Origin of the sequence: Bacillus sp. 205(2023) (genome assembly GCF_037027485.1) — a bacterium.
In the GTDB taxonomy this organism is placed as follows: domain Bacteria; phylum Bacillota; class Bacilli; order Bacillales; family Bacillaceae; genus Bacillus; species Bacillus halotolerans.
Window position 1 is genome coordinate 197,104 of record NZ_JAXCHF010000001.1, and the last position, 23,216, is coordinate 220,319.

At 45.7% G+C, this 23,216-nt stretch carries 2 protein-coding genes (1 of these 2 running past the window's edge); both read left to right on the forward strand.

Annotation, left to right across the window (positions count from 1 at the left end):
- Window positions 1-10,362, forward strand: partial view of a type I polyketide synthase gene (locus WA325_RS00895; RefSeq protein ID WP_336183071.1) — the 3' portion only. It extends 3,372 nt beyond the left edge of the window; 10,362 of the gene's 13,734 nt are visible here — the last part of the coding sequence; its start codon lies off the left edge, out of view; its stop codon occupies window positions 10,360-10,362.
- Window positions 10,363-10,377: 15 nt separating this feature from the next.
- The gene (locus WA325_RS00900) at window positions 10,378-23,175 is read left to right on the forward strand and encodes an SDR family NAD(P)-dependent oxidoreductase (RefSeq protein WP_336183072.1); all 12,798 of its coding nucleotides are present in this window, start codon (window positions 10,378-10,380) and stop codon (window positions 23,173-23,175) included.
- Window positions 23,176-23,216: the final 41 nt, after the last annotated feature.

A 23,216-nucleotide genomic window follows, 5' to 3' on the forward strand; every position in this document is an offset into this window, starting at 1 on the left:
AACCAGATGCATGCAGATATTCGTCTTCAGGATATCGTTTGGATTCGCCCTGTTGCCGTCACAGATCTGCAATCAGACATATACGTTCACCTTTATCCGGAAGACAATGGTGATATTTTGTTCGAAATCTGCAGGGAGAGTGACAGTGCGGGGGAGGAACCGGTGATATACGGCCAAGGAAGCGTTGTGCTTTGCCAGACTGAAGAAGCTCCTAAACTGAATATTGAAGAGGTGAAAGCAAGCTGCAGTAGACGCATTCTGCCGCCTGATGTATGCTATGACGCTTATGCGGAAATGGGAATTGAGTACGGTGACGGCCACAGAGCGATTGATACTATATATGTCGGGGCAAACGAAGCTCTAGCTAAATTGACGTTGCCGTCTGTCGTTTCATATACCCAAGATCATTATATTTTGCATCCGAGCATGATTGATGCGGCATTTCAAGCTTCTATCGGTCTGAGGCTTGGAACAGAGGATGCCAGTTTGACAGAAAGCCAAGCAATGCTGCCTTTCGCATTGCAGGATGTCCAAATTTTCAAAGATTGTGGGACTTCGATGTGGGCCCGCGTGAAATACAGCGAGGACAGTACCGCTGCGGATCGTATTCAGAAGCTTGACATCGATTTGTGTAATGAAGCGGGCCAGGTATGCGTGCGAATGAAAGGTTATTCTGCCAGAACTCTAGAAAACGAGACGGATTTAGCAACTGGCATCCTTTTATTCGAGCATATATGGGAAGAAACAGCTGTTTCCGAGAAAAATGAGTTAATGGAATATCAGAGGCATAAAGTTATTGTTTGTGATATTACAGAAAGGCAAATCGAAAGAATCCGGAACAAGTTTGACTGTACGGTATTAGAAATAAGCGGGCAGGCAGTTCATGAACGGTTTAAAGCGTATGCTTTACAGTTATTCGAAGACATTCAACAGCTGCTAAACTCAAAGCCTGGCGGGAATGTGCTCATTCAAGTCGCTGTTCCTGCATTGGACGAACCGCAACTGCTAAACGGCTTAGCGGGACTTCTCAAAACGGCCCAGCTGGAAAACCCAGCATTCAATGGCCAGCTGATTGAATTTGATTCAGGCATATCTGCAACCGATCTGGCTGAAAAATTATCAGAATGCAGGCAATATCCTCATGATAACCATATCCGATATTGGAAAGGAAAACGGTATGTAAGCAAATGGAAAGAGACAGCAGCTGATCAACCGGGCACCGACATGCCATGGAAGGATAAAGGGGTTTATCTGATTACAGGCGGTGCAGGGGGGCTTGGTTTCCTATTTGCAAATGAAATTGCAAACAAAACGCGTGAGGCTGTCATGATTCTCACAGGCAGGTCTCCGCTCAATGAAAGAAAGCAGTCAGAGCTTCAGAGGTTACAGAAAATGGGCGCGCGTGTTGTTTATAGACAAACCGATATGACTGAAAAAGAAGCTGTTATGGCTTTAACGAAAGAGATTCAAGAGGAATATGGCGGCTTAAATGGCATCATTCATAGCGCAGGCATTATAAAAGATAATTTCATTATTAAGAAAAAGAAAGATGAGATTCAAGATGTGATCAGTCCAAAGGTCACCGGTCTGATTCATCTTGACGAAGCAACGAAAGATATCCCGCTCGACTTTTTTATCCTTTTTTCTTCAAATGCCGGGACAGTGGGAAGTGCAGGACAGGCAGATTACGCAATGGCAAATGCTTTTATGAATACATTCAGCGAGTACCGGAATGTCCAAGCAGCAGAGCACAAGCGCTACGGGAAAACCCTTTCCATGAGCTGGCCGCTGTGGGAAGACGGGGGCATGCATGTTGATGCTGAAACCGAAAGGGTGCTGACGAGAGATACAGGTATGGTCGCCATGGAAGCAGATGACGGAATTCAGGCATTATACCATGGATGGGCCTCAGGAAAATCGCAGCTGATGGTGGCTGCAGGCGTTGTAAGCAAAATCCATTCATTTTTGGATCAAACAGGAAATGGGCAATCTCCAAATGGAAAATACAAAAGTGAAATTCAGCATACTGAAAATGCGAGTTCCGTGATGGGAGCCGACGAAGAGATGCTGAGAGAAAAAGCAGAGGATTATTTCAAGAGTGTGCTTTCCTCAGTTACAAAGCTGCCTGTCAGCCAGATTGACACCGAAGCTCCAATGGAGGATTACGGAATCGATTCAATTATGATCATGCATGTTACCGGACAATTAGAAAAAGTATTCGGTTCATTGTCTAAAACCTTGTTCTTTGAATACCTCAATATTCGGTCATTATCACAGTATTTTACTGAATCACATAGAGAAAAGCTGTTACACATCTTGGGGATTGAATCAGAAACATCTTCTTTAATAGAAAAAAATAGAAAGACAGATTCTGAGACCGAAGAGAAAAAAGAAAGTCCGGTTCGCCGCAGAAAGTCCGGATTCGTCCCCATGCAAAGAAATGGGCAAAAGCAGTCTGCTGAAAAAGAAACGGAAGAGATTGCGATTATCGGAATCTCCGGACGCTATCCGCAAGCAGACAACATCCATGAACTGTGGGAAAACTTGAGGGACGGCCACGACTGTATTACCGAGATTCCTGAAGACCGCTGGGACCACAGTCTCTATTACGATAAAGATAAGGACAAACCAGGAAAAACGTATAGCAAGTGGGGAGGCTTTATTAGGGATGTAGATAAGTTTGATCCGCAATTTTTCCATATCTCTCCTCGTGAAGCGAAATTAATGGATCCGCAGGAGCGTTTATTTTTGCAATGTGTTTACGAAACGATGGAGGATGCCGGATATACAAGAGAGCACCTCGGACGTAAACGGGATGCTGAACTTGGCGGAAACGTAGGCGTTTATGTCGGTGTCATGTACGAAGAATATCAGCTGTACGGAGCGCAAGAACAAGCGCGGGGCCGATCTCTGGCTTTACCGGGAAATCCATCCTCTGTAGCAAACCGGGTATCCTATTATTTCGATTTCCATGGACCGAGTATGGCTCTGGATACGATGTGCTCTTCTTCATTGACCGCTATACATTTGGCTTGCCAAAGCTTGCAGCGCGGTGAATGTGAGGCAGCTTTCGCAGGGGGAGTCAATGTTTCAATCCACCCCAATAAATATTTGATGCTTGGACAGAACAAATTTATGTCAAGTAAAGGCAGGTGTGAAAGCTTTGGACAGGGAGGAGACGGCTATGTGCCGGGAGAAGGCGTTGGAGCTGTACTCCTTAAGCCATTGTCCAAAGCGATTGAAGATGGCGATCACATTTATGGAGTCATTAAGGGCACAGCCATTAACCACGGAGGAAAAACAAACGGATACTCAGTTCCTAATCCGAAAGCCCAGGCAGAGGTCATTAAAAAGGCGGTTACAGAGGCGCAAATTGACCCGCGGGCTATCAGTTATATCGAAGCGCATGGCACCGGCACTTCACTCGGAGATCCTATTGAAATAACGGGACTGGCTAAAGTGTTCTCAGAACATACGAAAGACAAACAATTTTGTGCCATAGGCTCAGCCAAATCAAATATCGGGCACTGTGAGAGTGCAGCGGGCATTGCGGGATTAACAAAGGTATTGCTTCAAATGAAATACAGACAGCTGGCGCCTTCCCTTCATTCAAAAGTGCTGAATCCGAATATCGACTTCTTTAATTCTCCATTCAAAGTCCAGCAAGAGCTTGAAGAATGGAAGAAGCCGATCATTGAAGTAAATGGAAAAGAAATTGAATATCCGCGAATCGCAGGTCTCTCATCATTTGGCGCCGGAGGGGGTAATGCCCATATTCTAATAGAAGAATATGCTTTCAAATCTGAGCCAGAGCATTCTTCAGCGGGACAGGCGGCTGTTATTGTGCTCTCAGCAAAAAATGAAGAGAGACTTCAAAAACGGGCGGAACGATTGCTGGATGCTCTCCGTGAGGGGCGTTATTCTGAAGCCGATCTGCCTCGTATCGCATATACGCTTCAGGTTGGACGTGAAGCAATGAATGAGCGTTTGGCGTTTGTGGCTGAAAATATGCAGGAGCTTAAAGAAAAGCTGAATGATTTTATCTCTGGAAAAGAACACATTGAACACTTATATCGGGGACAAGTGAAGCGAAATAAAGAAACCATGGCAGTTTTTGCGGCTGATGAAGATATGGCGAAGACAATTGAAGCATGGGTTCGCAAAGGAAAATTCGCAAAGTTTTTAGACCTCTGGGTCAAAGGATTAAATATCGATTGGAACATGCTTTATCAAAATGGTAAGCCGCGCCGTATCAGCTTGCCTGCCTATCCTTTTGCAAGAGACCGTTATTGGATAGAAGAAACTGTGGTGAAGACAGTTGAAAAAAGACCAGTGAAGCCGGCTGTCACATCACAGCCAGTCATCCAAGAGCCATTTATTCCGGAAAAAGTCAGCGGTAAGCCTGCCAATATTTCGTTGCAGCCTTTGATGGCAAGCAGTCAGGAAACACCGCAAAGTACATCTGTTCCGCTGCAGCCGGTTAGAAAGCAGCAAACCATAACTGCTGAAGTCTTATGTGATGAACTGACGGCAAGCTTAGCAGACGTGTTATATATGGATCAAAATGAAATCGACCCGGACGAGGCATTCATTGATATCGGAATGGACTCCATTACCGGTCTTGAATGGATAAAATCAATCAATAAGAAATTTGGTACATCGCTTCTTGTAACCAAGGTTTATGATTATCCGACAATCCGTGATTTTGCCGCTTTCTTAAAAGATGAAGTAAGCACACAAGCTGATGGAGAAAATGCAGAAAACCATCCGCAAAAATCAGAGGAGACGTATACACCGATACAACGGGAATCCATCTCATCTAAACCGGATAATATTTCGTTGCAGCCTTTAGGCCATCATGAGCCGGAGCAGCAGAAACCAGTTGAAGACATTCAATATGCAGCTGCGGAAATATCTGCTTCCAGCCAATATGCTGGAACAATTGAAACACTGAATGATGAATTAAAGGAAAGCATTGCTGAAGTGTTATGCATGGATTCCCAAGAGGTCGATATCGATGACACTTTTATCGATATCGGAATGGACTCCATTACAGGACTAGAATGGATAAAAGCAATCAATAAGCAATATGGCACATCATTTTCAGTTACCAAAGTTTATGATTATCCAACAATTCGTCAGTTTGCAAATATGTTAAAAGCCGAGCTTGTCAATCATAGTAATAGAAGTAAAGAAAGAGCGGATGAGCTTTTCCAAGAGAATAAACAGTCTGAAGCACCAGCTAAAGCGAAACCCGCGGAGCGTTCGATTCAGCCTGTTCGGCTGCCAGCGATGAAAGCGCCTGAACAGAAACCAGACCGTTCTCATCAAGGTTACCGAGACGATGCGATAGCCATAGTCGGGATGGCAGGCAGATACCCCGGTGCCAAGGATGTAAGAGAATATTGGGGCAATCTGGTAAATGCAAGAAATGCGATCCGTGACATTCCGAAATCACGGTGGGATGTAGACAAATACTATGACCCGGCACTGAATCAAAAGGGGAAAGTCTACTGCAAATCACTGGGGATGCTGGATGATATTGAACATTTTGATCCGCTGTTTTTTAATATTCCGCCGTCAGAAGCTGAACTGATAGACCCGCAGCATCGAATCTTTTTGCAGGAAGGCTATAAAGCATTCGAGGATGCCGGATATAATGCGCAAACGTTAAGCAATAAAAAATGCGGTGTTTATCTTGGCATTATGAGCAATGAATACGGAGTGATGCTGAATCGGAATCAGGCAAGAGCAAGCGCCACCGGAAACAGCTTTGCAATAGCTGCAGCGCGTATTCCGTATTATCTCAATTTAAAAGGGCCGGCGATTCCGATCGATACGGCATGCTCATCCTCACTAGTCGGTACACATTTAGCGCGTCAAGCATTAGTAAACAAAGAAATTGATATGGCGCTGGTGGGAGGAGTCACCTTATACCTGACACCGGAATCTTACATCAGTATGTGTGAGGCCGGCATGCTGTCTCCTGATGGACAATGCAAAGCATTTGATAATGGCGCAAATGGTTTTGTTCCCGGAGAAGGGGCAGGAGCGCTCGTTTTGAAACGGCTGAAAGATGCAGAAGCGGATCGTGATCACATCTATGGCGTTATTATCGGTTCGGGCATTAATCAGGACGGGAAAACAAACGGAATTACGGCACCGAGCGTGAAAAGCCAAATGGATCTGAAACGGGATATATATGAGACATATGGCATACATCCTGAAAGCATTAGCTATGTTGAAATGCACGGCACCGGAACAAAACAAGGAGATCCAATAGAATTAGAGGCGCTGTCCACCGTCTTTAAAGAGAAAACAGACAAAAAGCAATTTTGTGCGATCGGTTCTGTGAAAAGCAACATTGGCCATACATCAGCGGCAGCGGGTGTTGCCGGTGTTCAAAAAGTGCTGATGTGCATGAAACATAAAACGCTGGTGCCTACATTGAACTTCTCTGAACCTAATGAGCATTTTCAATTTGAAGAATCGCCTTTGTATGTAAACACTGAGCTTAAGCATTGGGAAACGGCTGATAGAAAACCGCGGCGGGCCTGTGTGAGTTCTTTTGGATATAGCGGAACGAACGCCCACCTCGTGATTGAAGAATATCAGTCTGATAGAAACAATGATTCATTGCCAGATCGCCATCATTCAAAATTATTTGTGCTCTCAGCGAAAAAAAGGCAGCAATTGAAGGCTTATGCCCAATCGATGAGAGACTTCGCAGATTCTAATAAAGATATCAATCTGGATGATATGGCATATACCCTTCAGACTGGCCGGGAACCAATGGACTACCGAATGGCATTTTTGGCTGATTCGAGAGAAATGCTTATCAAAACGCTAGAAGACTATATTGCAGATATTCCCAATACGGAAATCTATGATGCGCATGTCAAAACGAAGAAAAGTGAAATGAAAGTGTTTGAAACAGATAATGACGCCAAAATCCTGCTGGAAACGTGGATTGAGAAAAAAAGGCTGGAGAAGCTAGCAGAATTATGGGTAAAAGGATTGCGAATAAACTGGAACGAGCTTTATGGCAAACACATGCCTCGCCGAATCAGTCTGCCTGCTTATCCGTTTGCAGAAGAATACTATTGGCTCCCAATTGAAGATGCTGCAGAAAAAGACAGCCGTTCGGCATTGCCATCTGCTGTACGGCCTACGAAACAGAGCTTGTTACAAAAACAGTGGCAGGATTGCCCGATTGCATCAGCAGAACGTATGAGCCAAACGGTTGCCATATTGGCAAACGCAGAAACAAGGTCATTGGCTGAAGAGCTTTCCCTGTATTTCTCGAGCTATCGCATCATTGACAGCCAAGAGCTTGAGTATCTGTCAGACGCCGACTGGGAAAATGTCGGCGGAGCAGTGGATTTGATCGGATGCGGAATGAGCCATGAGCAATCGCTAAACTGGATCAGTTGGCTGCAGAAACTGATTGAGCTTGGCCGTAAACACAAGCAAGAATTGACTGTCTTGTGTGTGACGAAGGGGCTCGAGTCTTACGATAATAAAGATGTTAATCTGTCCGGTGCTTCCCGGGCCGGTCTTTACCGAATGCTCCAAAGTGAATACAGTCACCTTACATCAAGACATATGGACACAGACCATGTAACAGCCGAAAAGGAGCTGGCCAGACAGATTGCAGATGAATTTTATGCTGACAGTACAGACACTGAAGTTTGTTATCGAGACGGACGGCGTTATCGTGCATATTTGGACGAGCGAACAGCAGATGCTGTTAATCAAAAAGAATTATCGTTTCCGTCAGACCAGGTGCTGTTGATTACAGGCGGGACAAGAGGGCTTGGAATGATGTGTGCGCGTCATTTTGTGCAAACATACGGGGTGAAACGATTGGTTCTCACCGGCCGTGAAGTCATGCCCCCGCGTGAACAGTGGGAGTTTCTTAAAGCGAAAAACACGCCGCTTGCTCAGAAATTGAAAGCCATCCAAGAGTTGGAAGCAATGGGCGCTCAAGTACAAGTACTGTCTCTTCAGCTATCCGATCCGCTTGCTGTCAAACAAAGCATCGAGACGATTCAGCATACGATGGGAGCGATTGGCGGAGCGATTCATTGTGCCGGCGCAGTGAATAAACATAATCCGGCATTTATAAGAAAATCAGCAGAAGAAATTCAAGCCGTGCTGGAGCCGAAAGTCGGAGGGCTTCAAACCTTATTTGACCTGCTCAAGGATGAGCCGCTGCAATTCTTTGTTTTATTTTCATCTGTATCAGCGACCGTCCCTGTGCTTGCGGCCGGACAAGCTGAATATGCAATGGCGAATGCATTTATGGATTATTTTGCAGAATCACATAAAGATAAATATCCGATCGTCAGCATTCAGTGGCCAAATTGGAAGGAGACAGGCTTAGGCGAGGTTCGAAGCAAAGCTTTAGAACAGACCGGACTGTTAGGCTTGAATAACGAGGAGGGATTGCAGCTTCTGGATCAGATTCTTTCTGAAAAACAACAAGCTGTTGTCCTGCCCGCGATTTACCATACAGATGTATGGCAGCCGGGTAAGCTCATGCAGCACTCACTAACGGATAAGGCTTTCCGACGTGCTGAGACAAGAGAATCAGACAGCGCTCAAAGCTTGTTCCATGGAACAGTAGAATGGCTTGTGACTATTTTTTCTGACGAGCTGAAGATAGGCGCCGGAGACCTTGAAACTGATGAGCCTTTTCAAGAATACGGAGTAGATTCGATTATTTTGGCGCAGCTATTACAGCAGATTAATCAAAAGTTAAAGGGAGATATCGATCCATCTATTTTATTTGAATACCCCACAATAGAATCTTTTGCAAAGTGGCTGATTTCTGAATATAAATCTGCCTTACCAGATGCTGTACATCCAGCTGACTCAAAAGAACATGTGCCTGATGCGGCATCATTGCCGCCCGATCAGGGTTCCGCGGCGAAACAGCAAATGCAAAAGGCAAGCGATATAAAACCGGCGCTTCATGCAGAAGACATCGCGATCGTTGGCCTGACATGCCGATTTCCCGGAGCGGAAACGCTGGAGGCATACTGGGATTTAATACGTGACGGTCGATCAGAGATCAAACCTGTGCCGCATGAACGCTTTGGCAATTCAAGCTCGTATTATGCCGGGGTAATCGAGGACCTGAACCGATTTGATCCTGATTTCTTCCTGATGTCCGATGATGATGTCAGAGCAATGGACCCGCAGGCTTTGGCAGTATTGGAAGAAAGTCTGAAGCTGATGTATCACGCGGGGTACACCGAAAAGGAAATGAAAGGCATGCGGGCTGGTGTCTATATAGGAGGACGCAGTCAGCACAAGCCTGATCAATCCAGTCTTTCAAAAGCGAGAAATCCAATTGTGGCTGGAGGTCAAAACTATTTAGCCGCTAATATTTCACAATTTTTTGATTTGCGAGGACCGAGTATTGTACTGGATACAGCTTGTTCCTCTGCATTGGTCGGCATGAATATGGCCATTCAGGCTTTACGAAGCGGAGATATCGAGGCAGCGGTTGTCGGCGGTGTCAGTTTGCTCGATACAGATGCACATCGAATGTTTCAGGAGCGCGGACTTTTAAGTGACAAGCCGTCTTTCCACGTATTTGACAAGCGAGCAGAAGGCGTCGTTTTAGGAGAAGGCGTGGGAATGGTTTTAGTCAAAACGGTCAGCCAAGCACTTGAAGACGGAGATTCCATTTATGCTGTCATTAAAGCCGCAGCTGTAAACAATGACGGAAGAACGGCAGGCCCGTCCGCACCGAATCTTGAGGCGCAAAAGGACGTGATGCTGTCGGCGCTTGAGAAAAGCGGCAAAAAGCCTGAAGAAATCAGTTATCTCGAAGCAAATGGATCTGGTTCAGTTGTGACGGACTTGCTTGAGCTTAAGGCGATTCAAGCGATTTACCGTTCCCGCTGCAATGCTCCATTAGGATTGGGGTCGGTTAAACCTAACATCGGCCACCCTTTATGCGCAGAAGGGATAGCAAGCCTGATTAAGGTCGCTTTGATGCTGAAACATAGACAATTGGTTCCGTTCCTGTCAGGTGATGAGAAAATGACGCATTTTAATATTGAGGAAACGGATTTGTATTTTTGTAAAACACAAGCCGAGTGGAAAGAGAAAACGCCGGCTGCAGCGATCAATTGTTTTGCCGATGGAGGAACGAATGCCCACTTGATTTTAGAAGCCTGGGATGACTTGGCTGATCGTCCGATCAGAAGAAAGCCTTTGCCGCTGCCGGCACTGCATCGGCGGCCCGTTTTAACAGAGAATCGAGCCCTATCAGCTCAAACTGAGCGGGGACAAGGGTTTTCAGACAAGAGTGCTCCTAAAGAAATGTTTTGGAAAACTTTCAAATAAGAGAGGAGTGGGAACATGATAACTGAACAACTGCGCATCTCATTAAATAATCCTATCATGTGCAATCACAAGGTATATGGACAAGCGTTATTACCCGGCCTTGCTTATATAGATCTGATTTATCAAGTATTCCAAGAACATGGTTACGCTTATCAAGAGCTAGAACTGAAAAATCTGACCATTTTTTATCCTCTGATCGCGGAAGCATCGTATGACATTGCCCTGACAATCCAAGTGTCTGAAAGCAAAAAAGGGACATGGTCCATCTTCATTGAAGGGCAAAAACAGCATGGAGAGTCGTTATCAGGTCATAGACGATATGCTTCGGCCGAGATGCATCATAAAGCACCCGCTGCTTTCACGGAAAAGATTGACCTTCATCAATGGAAAAAAGCGGCCGGCAGAATTCTGAATTTGGACGACATCTATGATCAATGCCGCCGTCAAGAATTAGTGCATACAGGCATGATGAAAGCAGAAGGACAGGTATATGAAACAAAAGAGGCCGCTTTGATTGATGTATCTGTCGGACAAGAAGCATTGCTTCATTCTGAGGCTTTTATGTTTCATCCGACGCTCATCGACGGCAGCGGTTTAGGGTCAAGCGGCTTGCTCTTAAGTGTAAATAAAAACGAACAGACTGTGTATCTGCCTTTGTTTTTCGAATCCTTTGCAGCTTCGGAGCCATTACAAAAAGAATGTGTGGCGCGCATTCAAGCTTCCTCCGTGCGCCAGAAAAACGAGCTTACTTATATGACCATTGAATATTTTAATTCATCTGGACAAAAAGTAGCCGAACTTAAAAATTTTGCAAGCAAGTCTGTCCGGGATGCGAAGGCCTTTCAGCCTGAAAAAGAAACTGATCAGCTCCAGGAAGAGAGAGTGGTAAAAGAAATTACTGTCTCTCATGACGCTGGCCGGAAATACAATGCATTTGAAAGGTTACTGCGTCAGTTGCTGGCTGAACAGCTTGAAATACCGGCAGAACAAATGGATATTCACGCCGGGTACTATGAGCTTGGGTTAGATTCGCCATCCTTGCTTGAAATTGTTCAGGCGATAGGATCTCATGTTGGAGAAGATCTCTCTCCCACTTTGCTGTTTGAATATACAACGATTGCAGAATTATCAGCGCATTTGGCTGAAAACTATTTGTTTGGAGAGGCGGACGATGCTGTCCGCCAGTCTCCTGCATCACTGCCGGAGTCTTTAGATGCTCCTTCTTCCCCGCCAAAAAAAGCGGAGGACATTGCGATCATTGGGATGGCAGGCCGTTATCCTAAGGCGAAAAACATACAAGAATTTTGGGAAAATCTTAAGGCTGGAACAGACTGCATCAGTGAAATTCCGAAATCACGGTGGGAATGGAAGGAATTCGATGAACTGACAACACCTTCAGGAAAGCCCTTTTCAAAATGGGGCGGGTTCATTGAGGATGCCGATTGCTTTGATCCGCAATTCTTCAGAATTTCTCCCAGAGAAGCAGAAACCATGGATCCTCAAGAACGCTTATTTTTAGAGACATGCTGGGAAGCCATTGAAGATGCAGGTTATACGCCTGAGACAATTGCTGCACAACGAGGCGCTAATAAAAGACGGCATGTCGGCGTCTTTGCCGGTGTCATGCATAAGGACTATTCCCTTATAGGTGCTGAAGCTTTATCCGAACAAAATCCATTTCCTTTGTCCCTGAACTATGCGCAAATCGCCAATAGAGTGTCTTACTACTGTAATTTCCATGGGCCAAGCATGGCGGTGGACACGGTCTGCTCATCCTCTTTGACTGCCATTCACTTGGCGATAGAAAGCATCCGGAATGGGGAATGTGAGGCTGCGATAGCAGGGGGTGTCAACTTATCTCTGCATCCGGCTAAATATATCAGCTATGGCAGTGTGGGGATGCACTCGAGCGACGGCTATTGTCATACATTCGGCGAAGGCGGTGACGGATACGTTTCTGGAGAAGGGGTTGGAACGGTATTATTAAAGCCTCTGCGAAAAGCTGAGCAGGATGGTGACCAGATCTATGCCGTCATCAAAGGAAGTGCCATTAATCATGTAGGCAAAGTCAGCGGCATTACGGTTCCGAGCCCTATAGCGCAAGCCGATGTTATAGAAACCTGCTTAGAAAAAACAGGAATCGATCCGCGTACGGTCGGCTATGTGGAAGCACATGGCACGGGCACCTCTTTAGGAGATCCAATTGAAATTCAAGGATTGGTGAAGGCTTTCAGCCGAAATACGCAGGATCAGCAATTTTGTTCGATCGGTTCTGTGAAATCAAATATTGGCCATGCTGAATCTGCAGCCGGCATCAGCGGGTTAACGAAGACCGTTCTGCAGCTGCATTATAAAACGCTGGTCCCATCCCTACACTCAGAAGAGCTGAATCCTTATTTGGAGCTGGATCAATCACCGTTTTTTGTTCAGCGCGAAGCGAAGAAATGGGAGCAGCCGGAATTGACAGAAAACGGAATGGAGATTAAGTATCCCCGCCGTGCCGGTGTAAGTTCGTTTGGAGCGTCAGGGTCCAATGCGCATATCATTTTGGAAGAATACATCCCGGAAGAGAACGACTCAGCCTCTGTTTCTGTGAAATATGAAGAGGCAATTATCCCCTTGTCGGCGAGAAATATAGACAGGCTGCAAGCATACGCCGGCAAACTCATTGAGTTTCTTCACGAGGACATTAATCTTTTTGAGCTTGCTTATACACTGCAGGCAGGACGGGTGGAAATGGAGGAGCGGGCAGCCTTCATCGTGAAAGACATAAAGGATCTAATTCATCAACTTCAAGCATTTGTAAAAGGTGAAGAAGCCGATCGCTGCTGGACCGGACAGGCCAAAGAGGGCCAAGGGTTTAGCGGGGCAAAATCGGGGGGTTTGGAGAATATCGCGGAATCTTGGGTTCAAGGAAAACAGGTCAACTGGGATGAACTCTACGGCGCTCGCAAGCCGCTTAAAATAAGTGTTCCAACCTACCCGTTTGCAAAAGAACGCTACTGGATACCGGCACCTGAGACGAAAATCAGCGGCAGAACAACGAATTCTGCATTACATCCGCTGCTGCATAGGAATACGTCAGACTTTTCTGAGCAGCGCTTTAGCTCTAGCTTCACAGGCAAGGAATTTTTTCTATCTGATCATGTTGTGCAGGGACAGAAAATCCTGCCGGGTGTTGCCTATTTAGAAATGGCAAGGGAAGCAGCGGAAAAAGCAGCGGGTGATCTGGGAGAGGGACAAAGAATTGTGTCGCTCAGAGACATCGTCTGGATTCGACCTATCGCGATTGAAAGTGAACCAAAAGAGATACATATTGGCCTTTATCCTGAGGATAGCGGAGAGATCAGCTATGAGATTTACAGCAAAGGTGAAAACCAGATAATACACAGCCAAGGGACTGCAATCCTAGAAGCTGAACCGGACATTCCTGTTTTAGATATTAAAGCGCTGCAGGCGGAATGCAGTCTGGACACAGTGACGTCAGAGCAATGCTATGCGGCGTTTCGGAAGATAGGGCTTGACTATGGAGAGGGCTATCAAGGGATTAAAAAAGTGCTTATCGGACACGAACAATTGCTTGCAAAAATCTCCTTGCCCGCTTTTTTGGAAGACGGTAAGAAGCAATTCATGCTCCATCCGAGTTTGATGGATGCCGCTTTCCATGCATCGATTGGTTTTATCGTTAGCTCAGTCAATACGGATGCTCAAGTCCATAAGCTGTCTCTGCCGTTTGCAATGCAGGAACTTAACATTCTTGCCCCTTGCCCTTCTGAAATGTGGTCTTATATTAGATTCAGTTCAGACAGTAAGGCAGAGGACAAAATCAGAAAGTATGATATTGATCTATGCGATGAAGACGGGAATGTCTGTGTGCAAATGAAGGGTGCGTCCATTAGAGCGCTGGAAGGAGAACCTCAATCTCCGGAAGCAATAGAAACGGGGGCTTCATCGATAGGACATACGATGATGGTTCCTGTCTGGGAACCAGTGTCTCCAAATGCGGAGAGCGGTGTCTCGGCTGCCGGTGGGCAAGCCGTTTTATTAGGGGGTACTGAGCACGAACAGAAGTTAATGAAACAATACTATCCTCAGGCTGTGGTTTTGGATATCCAGCCGGCAGATCACATGGAAACGATAGTGAACAAGCTGCAAGCGTGCGGCAGCATTGACCATGTACTGTGGATGGCCCCGCTACACTCAGAGCAGATGTTTATTGAAGAACAGGAAGAAAACGTTCTTCACGTATTTAAGCTTGTGAAAGCACTTCTTCAATTAGGCTATGGCGGGGAAAAGCTGGAATGGTCAATTATCACCGTCCAAGCGCAGCCGATTACTCAGCATGAAGCTGTCAATCCTGCTCATGCTAGCATTCATGGACTCATTGGCACAATGGCTAAGGAATATCCGCATTGGAAGATCCGGCTGATTGACCTTGAAGAAGGCTACACTTGGCCGATCAAACAGATGTTTACACTCCCTGCAGACCGTCTTGGGCACGCGTGGGCTTATCGGAATCACCAATGGCATCAGCAGCAATTGATTCCCTATCAGCAATCCCCGTCAAATGATACGTTATATCGAATCGGCGGAGTGTATGTGGTTATTGGAGGAGCTGGGTACATCGGCGAGGCGTGGAGTGAGTATATGATCCGCCGCTATCAGGCGCAGATCATTTGGATTGGACGCAGTCAAATCAATGATGCCATCCAGGCAAAATTAAACCGTCTCTCGGCACTTGGACCTGCGCCTTACTATATTGCAGCCGATGCTGCGGATATGCATTCATTGCAGCAGGCTTATGAACAAGTGAAAAAACGCCATCCTCATATTCATGGGATCGTTCATTCTGCAATGGTTTTATTTGAACAAAGCCTGGAAAATATGACGCTCGAAGAATTCAGAACTGGATTGGCGGCAAAGGTGGATGTAAGTGTTCATATGGCCCAAGTATTTCAGCAGGAGGATTTGGATTTTGTTCTATTTTTCTCTTCGCTTGTGTCCCATATCAAAAATGTGAAGCAAAGCCATTATGCCTCTGGCTGTGCGTTCGCAGATGCATTTGCTTACCGGCTGTCCCAAAGCTGGAGTTGTCCCGTTAACGTCATGAATTGGGGATATTGGGGGAACAGGGAAGCGGCCGAAGATGAAAATTATGTGCAGCTCATGAATCAAATTGGCTTAGGCTTAATTGAACCTGAGGAAGGGATGAGAGCGTTAGAAGCCCTGCTTTCAGGGCCTGTCAGCCAAACGGCTTTCATTCATACGACTAAACCTGTTGCAGTCGAAGGCGTGAATCAGAAGGAATTTATCACCCTTTACCCGCAGCAGTCTTTGATAGACGCCAAAAGCCTGAAGAGACGCCTGCCGGAAACACGAGAAATAGAAAGAGTAACACACGAGGAGCTGGACGCTCTCCTTTACAGACTTCTGTTAGCACAGCTGCAGACGGCCGGGCTGTTTGATGGTCATACATTATCGGTTGAACGTCTTCAACAAAACAACAATACTCGTGACTTTTATGAAAAGTGGCTCCGGAAAAGCAGCGAATTCCTTCTGCAGCATGACTACCTTAAAAAAGATGGAGATTCTTTATTGAGGAAGGACAAGGCAGAGGATATAGACATGCTTTGGAATGAATGGGATGCAAAAAAATCAGAATGGCTCCAAGACAGCAACACAAAAGCGATGGTTGTATTAGCTGAGGCCATGCTGAAAGCATTACCGGATATCCTGACAGGGAAGGTGCCTGCGACGGATATCATGTTCCCTCATTCGTCAATGGAATTGGTGGAAGGTATTTACAAGCATAACCAAGTTGCAGACTACTTCAATACAGTGCTCGCTGATACGTTAACAGCTTACGTAGATGAACGGCTGAAACAGGACCCTAAAACCTCCATTCGCATTATGGAGATAGGCGCAGGTACTGGCGGCACGAGTGCCGGAATCTTTCAAAAACTGAAAACCTATCAAAATCATATAGGAGAATATTGTTATACAGATCTTTCAAAGGCGTTTTTGCTGCATGCAGAAAAAGAGTATGGGGCGGAAAATCCTTACCTGACATATCAGCTATTTGACGTAGAAAAACCGATCGATCAGCAGGAAATCGAGGCAGGCGGCTATGACGTAGTAATTGCCGCTAATGTCCTTCACGCGACAAAAAATATTCGCCAAACGCTGCGGCATGCAAAAGCTGTGATGAAGCACAACGGATTGCTGTTACTAAATGAAATGGCGGGAAACAGCTTGTTTCCACACATCACCTTCGGACTGTTGGAAGGCTGGTGGCTGTATGAAGATCCTGCGCTGCGAATTCCCGGCTGTCCTGGTCTATATCCAAACAAATGGAAAGAGGCCTTAGAAAGCGAAGGCTTTGAATCCGTGTTCTTCCCGGCAGAAGCAGCACATGATCTCAGTCACCAGATCATCGCAGCCTCAAGCAACGGAGTGGTGCGCCGTATGGCTATGGAAATGGCACCTCCTGCAGAAAAGGATTTTTCTTCAGTGAGGAAGGAGCCGGCATCTGTCCAAAACGTAGCTTCAGAGATAGGCGGACCATCAAATGATGCCGTCTTGATAGAAAAAAGCACCGAGTATATGAAAAAACTAATCGGACAAACATTGAAAATCCCTGCAAGTAAAATTGATTCATCTGAACAGCTTGAAAAGTACGGCATCGATTCTATTGTCGTAGTTCAGCTCACGAATACATTGCGTAAGGAACTAGACCATGTGAGCAGCACTTTATTTTTTGAGTATCAGACAATAGACGCGTTAGTGGAACACTTAATCAAAACGAAAAAAGAAGCACTTTTGAGACTGACAGGCCTTGACCGTCAAGTGCAAAATGACAAGCCGGTAGCAATCAATAACAAATCTTCACAGGAGGCTGGGCAGGCGCCTGATACAACCCGGCGCTATCGTAAGCTTGGCCGCAGCCGCGAGAAAGAAGCACCATCACTGGCACAAGCACCGGTCAGCCGTGATGTTGCCATTATCGGCATATCCGGGCGTTATCCTCAGGCGGAGACAGCAGAAGAATTTTGGAACAATCTAAAAGAAGGAAGAAATTGTATAGAGGAAATCCCGAAAGACCGCTGGGATTGGAAAGCATATTACGATAAAGAAAAAGGAAAAGAAGGCTCGATTTATACAAAATGGGGCGGATTTATCAAAGGTATGGATACTTTTGATCCTTTATTCTTTCAAATTTCTCCGCTAGAAGCAGAAAGAATGGACCCTCAGGAGCGATTATTCCTGCAAACCGCCTATGCGAGTATTGAAGATGCGGGATACACGCCAGACACGCTCTGCTCAAGCAGAAAAGTCGGCGTCTTTGCCGGAGTAATGAACAAAAATTATCCTACTGGCTACGGCTATTGGTCCATTGCCAACAGGGTATCCTATTTGCTGAATTTCCAAGGCCCGAGCCTTGCTGTTGACACAGCATGTTCGTCTTCTCTGACAGCGATCCATTTGGCGTTAGAAAGCATTTACAGCGGATCAAGTGAGTGCGCCATTGCTGGCGGCGTCAATTTAGTTGTCGACCCTGTTCACTATCAGAACTTATCTGTCATGAACATGCTCTCTGAAACTGACAAATGTAAATCATTCGGTGATGACGCAGATGGGTTTGTTGACGGAGAAGGAGTGGGTGCCGTCATTTTAAAACCTTTGCAAAAAGCAATAGAAGACGGTGACCATATATATGGGGTGATAAAGGCCAGCTCCATTAACAGCGGAGGCAAAACCAACGGATATACGGTTCCAAATCCGAATGCCCAAGCCAAGCTGATTAAAGAAGCCATTCAGCATGCCAATATCCCAGCCAGAACGATCAGTTATCTGGAGGCACACGGAACAGGCACTCCATTAGGAGATCCGATTGAGATTGCTGGATTAACAAAAGCGTTTGAGGAAGATACACAAGAAAGACAGTTCTGCGCGATCGGCTCCAGCAAATCCAATATTGGTCATTGTGAAAGTGCAGCCGGCATCGCCGGTTTGACAAAAATACTGTTTCAGTTTAGATACGGTCAAATCGCACCATCACTGCATGCTGAGCGTTTGAATCCAAATATTGAATTCAGTCAAACTCCGTTTATCGTTCAGCAAAAGCTTGGTGAATGGAAGCGGCCGATCATTGACGGTCGGGAAGTGCCAAGACGCGCCGGATTAAGCAGTTTTGGCGCCGGCGGGTCAAATGCCCATCTGATCTTAGAAGAATATATTCCGAAAACCGGGGCACAAACACCTCAAGTTCATCCTCCTGCTCTGATCGTGCTGTCAGCGAAAAACAGTGAACGGCTTCAAGAAAGGGCGGAGCAGCTGCTCACTGCCGTTCGCGAAAAAAGGTACAGTGAATCAGATCTGGTCCGGATTGCCTTTACGCTGCAAACAGGCCGTGAAGCAATGGAGGAAAGGCTTGGCTTTATTGCCGAATCAATAGAAGATCTAGAGAGCAAGCTGCAAGATTTTATAGAAATGAAAGCAGAGGATCTGTATCTGGATCGTATCGACGATAATAAACAAGCATTAGCGCTCTTATCAGCTGATGAAGATACGGAGAAGATGATAGACGCCTGGGTGAGCAAAGGGAAATTTACGAAATTACTGGATCTTTGGGTGAAGGGCTTGTCTTTTGACTGGACAAAGCTGTACGGAGCTCATAAGCCGATCCGAATCAGCCTGCCGACATATCCATTTGCGAAGGAACATTACTGGGCATCAGGTGTTGAAAAGAGAACAACGTCCTTTGAAAACAATATAGAACACCAAGAGCAAGAAGACTTCGAGGTGATGACCTTTAAAGAAGTATGGAAAGAACAGCAGGTGTCTCTCACATCGAAAAGCTTCACAACTCTCGTCTGTTTTCTGACTGACAGAGACAAGCAACAAGCATTTGCTTCAGCTGTGAAAAGCTTTGATTCAGAGACCAAGGTCATATTTGTTTCTCAAGGCGAAACGTACGGCAAACAGTCTCAATACTCTTATCAAATTGTACGGAAGGACCCCGGCACTTTTGAGAAAGCCTTCCGTAGGATTCAGGAAGAACATGGAGAACCGGATGCAATCCTCTATTTATGGGCGACGGAGGATTCAAGCTGTAGTCAGGATTATTCCTGTGCAGTCTATTTATTGCAAGCTATGGCGGCCGCGAAGCTTCAACCTGCCCGTGTGTTATTGGCTGGATGTTTTGAAAATGGTCTTGACCGAAGTTATCTGGAATCATGGATAGGATTTGAACGTTCACTCGGGCTAGTCCTTCCGAATACGAAAGTGACAGGAGTCTTTCAGGATGCTGATCAAATTCCAAAAGAATCAATGGATGATTGGACAAGTAAGGTCTGGACGGAATTACAGGCTTCAATCGAACAAACCGTCTTGTATCAGAATGAGAAACGTTATGTATGTCAGATTGAACAGACAACGTTACAGCCAGGCAACAGCAAATTGAAGCCCGGGGGAACTTACCTGATTACAGGCGGTTTAGGAGGGCTCGGTTATTTATTCGCCAAGCATTTGGCTAAAAACTATGCTGCGAACATCATTCTGACAGGACGAACGCCTATCAATAAAGAAAAACAAAAGCAGCTAAAAGCATTGAAGGAGTTAGGCGGCGAAGCCATGTATGCAGAGGCGGATGTGTGTGATCCGATCGCAATGGGAGACTGCGTGAAACGCGGAAAAGACCGGTACGGCACCATCCATGGTGTCATTCATGCTGCCGGTATCGAGAGCGGGTCCTCTATTTTTGAAAAAGAGATGGATAGCTTCAAGCGCATTATTGAACCGAAAATCAATGGAACGATCGCGCTTGACGAGTGGTTTAAAAAAGAAACCCTGGATTTTATCTGTTACTTCTCTTCGTCTTCTGCTATTTTAGGAGACTTTGGTTTTTGTGATTATGCGGTAGGGAATCGGTTCCAAATGGCTTATGCACATTACAGAAACGAGCTTCATCACGGCAATACATTTGTTATCAACTGGCCTGTTTGGAAGGACGGCGGGATGACAATCGGGAATGCCAAAACTACCGAGATGTACCTGAAGTCAAGCGGTCAGCGCTTCTTAGAAGCGGAAGAAGGCATACGTATGTTTGAACACATTTTGTCTCAGCAAGATGCGCAGCATCTTATCATAGCCGGTCAGCCAAGCCGGGTCCGCCGCTTTTTAGGAATGACTGAACGTGCCGTTCCAGAACCGGACATGATAGCCCCGCCTGCACAAGAAACATTGGGCGGGATGAAGAACCTAAGCGTTGAAAAACGTTTGGAAATGGACTTGAAAACGCATATTCACACCTTGCTTAAGATCTCAAAAGACAAGCTAGACTTGAATAAGAACTGGGCCGACTTTGGATTTGATTCCATCTACTTGGCTAAATTCTCGAACGTGTTAACTGACTATTACAAAGTCGAGATAACGCCTGCATTATTTTTTGGCTATTCGACTTTAAAAGAATTGATCCGCTTCTTTTTAACGGATCATAAAGGCCTGATCGAAGAATTTTACCGGGATGATGCATCTGATACTCAGAATCAGGCAGAAGCTGAAGTGCCGGTTTCTGCAGCACTCGAAACACAAAACAGCCATAGAAGCGGCCGGCAGCTTTACACAGAGCCTATCGCCATTATCGGAATGAGCGGCAGGTTTCCTCAAGCTGATTCGGTTCATGAATTGTGGAACAATCTGAAAAACGGAAAAAAATGCATTTCAGAAATTCCGAATGACCGCTGGGACTGGCGTGAAGTCAAAGGACATCCAGAGAAAGCAGAAGTGCCGAGATGGGGCGCATTTTTGAAAGACATAGACAGATTTGATCCGCTGTTTTTCCACATATCGCCTAAAGAAGCCAAAAGTATGGACCCGCGCCAGCGATTGTTTCTGGAAGAAGCATGGCATACATTTGAGGACGCAGGATATATGGGAAACCGGATTAAAGGAAAGTCCTGCGGCGTTTATGTGGGTGTGGAAGAAGGAGAATATGCCCACTTAGCCGGTGATACGGATTATATTACCGGCACTCAAAACGCCACATTGGCTGCGCGAATTGCATACGCATTAGATTTAAAAGGACCTAATATGGCGTTGACGGCAGCATGTTCCTCAGGACTTGTAGCCATTCATCAGGCTTGCGCAGCCTTGCGTCAGGGAGACTGTGAAATGGCTTTAGCCGGCGGCGTCAGTCTGAATATTTCTCAAATGTCTTATGAGGCGCTGACAAAGGCGGAAATGCTTTCTCCAGATGGACAATGCAAAGTGTTTGATCAGGATGCCAATGGGCTTGTGCCTGGTGAAGCGGTAGCAGCTGTTCTGCTGAAACCATTATCAAAGGCAATTGAAGATCAAGATCACATTTATGGATGTATAAAAGCAAGCGGCGTGAATTATGACGGCAAAACCAATGGAATGACAGCTCCCAATCCTTTTAGCCAGGCGGAATTAATAGAAAGCATTTATGAAAAATATCAGATCAATCCGCTGGATATTCAATATGTGATGGCGCACAGCACTGGATCAAATCTGGGAGATCCGCTTGAAGTACAGGCATTGACGGGTGCGTTCAGCAAATATACGAAACAGAAGCAATTCTGCACCATCGGCTCGATTAAATCATTAATCGGACACACATTTGCAGCTTCCGGTGTGGTTGCTTTGATCAGTATGCTGATGGCTATAAAAAATCAAACCATTCCGGCTACCCATGAATGTGAATCGAGCAATCCCTATATTCAGTTTGCAGAAAGCCCTTTTGTGCTTCACAAAGAGAACCAGCCATGGATCAGAAAAAATCATAATCCGAGGATGGGGACAATCAGCACAACGGGCATCAGCGGTACGAATGCGCATGCAGTAATTGAAGAATACATTCCGGATGAGCAGGCATCCGCGCATCAAGAGCCAACGGAATGTCCGCAAGTTATCGTGCTTTCTGCTCAAAATGAGGATCGGCTTCACGATGCTGTTCTGCAAATGCTTGAGTATGCAGAGCAGAATGACAGCCTTTCATTACCAGATGTTGCGTATACACTCCAGGTTGGAAGAAAAGCAATGGAAGCAAGACTGGCGATCGTAGTGAATAATCAGGAACAACTGGTGCGAAAATTGAAGGAATTTGCAGAAGCGGTGAAGAATGGTGAATCATTCGGCCAATTTACATCCTTTTATACAGGGAATGCGGAAGACATTTCAGAAGAACGAGATGAGACATCTCTGCAAACGGTCGTCATAGAAAAAGATTTTAAAAAGATAGCAGATTGGTGGACGAAAGGAAATCATATTTCTTGGGAACTGCTCCATGAAGATAATAATGTCCGTATCGTTCCGTTACCTGGCTATCCATTTGCAAAGGAACGCTATTGGATCTCATCAGATAAGAATATTAGGCCATCGTCACAAGTCGCCCAAAGTGAGACTGACGAGTCCAATGAAGAGAAACACATTCAAGACATCATCGTACAATTTCTGGAACGAGAGCTGAGCCTGTCACGGCATCAAATCAATTTCAAAAGAAACGTTCAAGAATACGGGATGGATTCAATTCTTGGCCGAAAGCTGATGCGTCATTTAGAAAAGACCATTCAGATCAAGCTGACCGGCCGGGAGCTTCTTGAATTCCAGACAATCCAAGCGCTTTCTGCTTATGTGGCTTTAAAAGCTGAAGGGCAAAAACGAACGGAGGCTCTGCCGCAAAATCAAACCAACAGCCTGTACACTGACGAGCAAATCATCGGTTTGATGCAAGAGGTGGCGCAAGGGAAATTGGATTTTAAGAGTGTGCAAAACATCATAGAAGGGAGTTAATCGTATGAACCATAAAGAAATTCTCGATGCCTACAGATCAG

Coding starts and splice junctions, on each gene's coding strand:
- WA325_RS00900 (WP_336183072.1), top strand. CDS start 10,378: ATGATAACTGAACAACTGCGCATCTCATTAAATAATCCTATCATGTGC.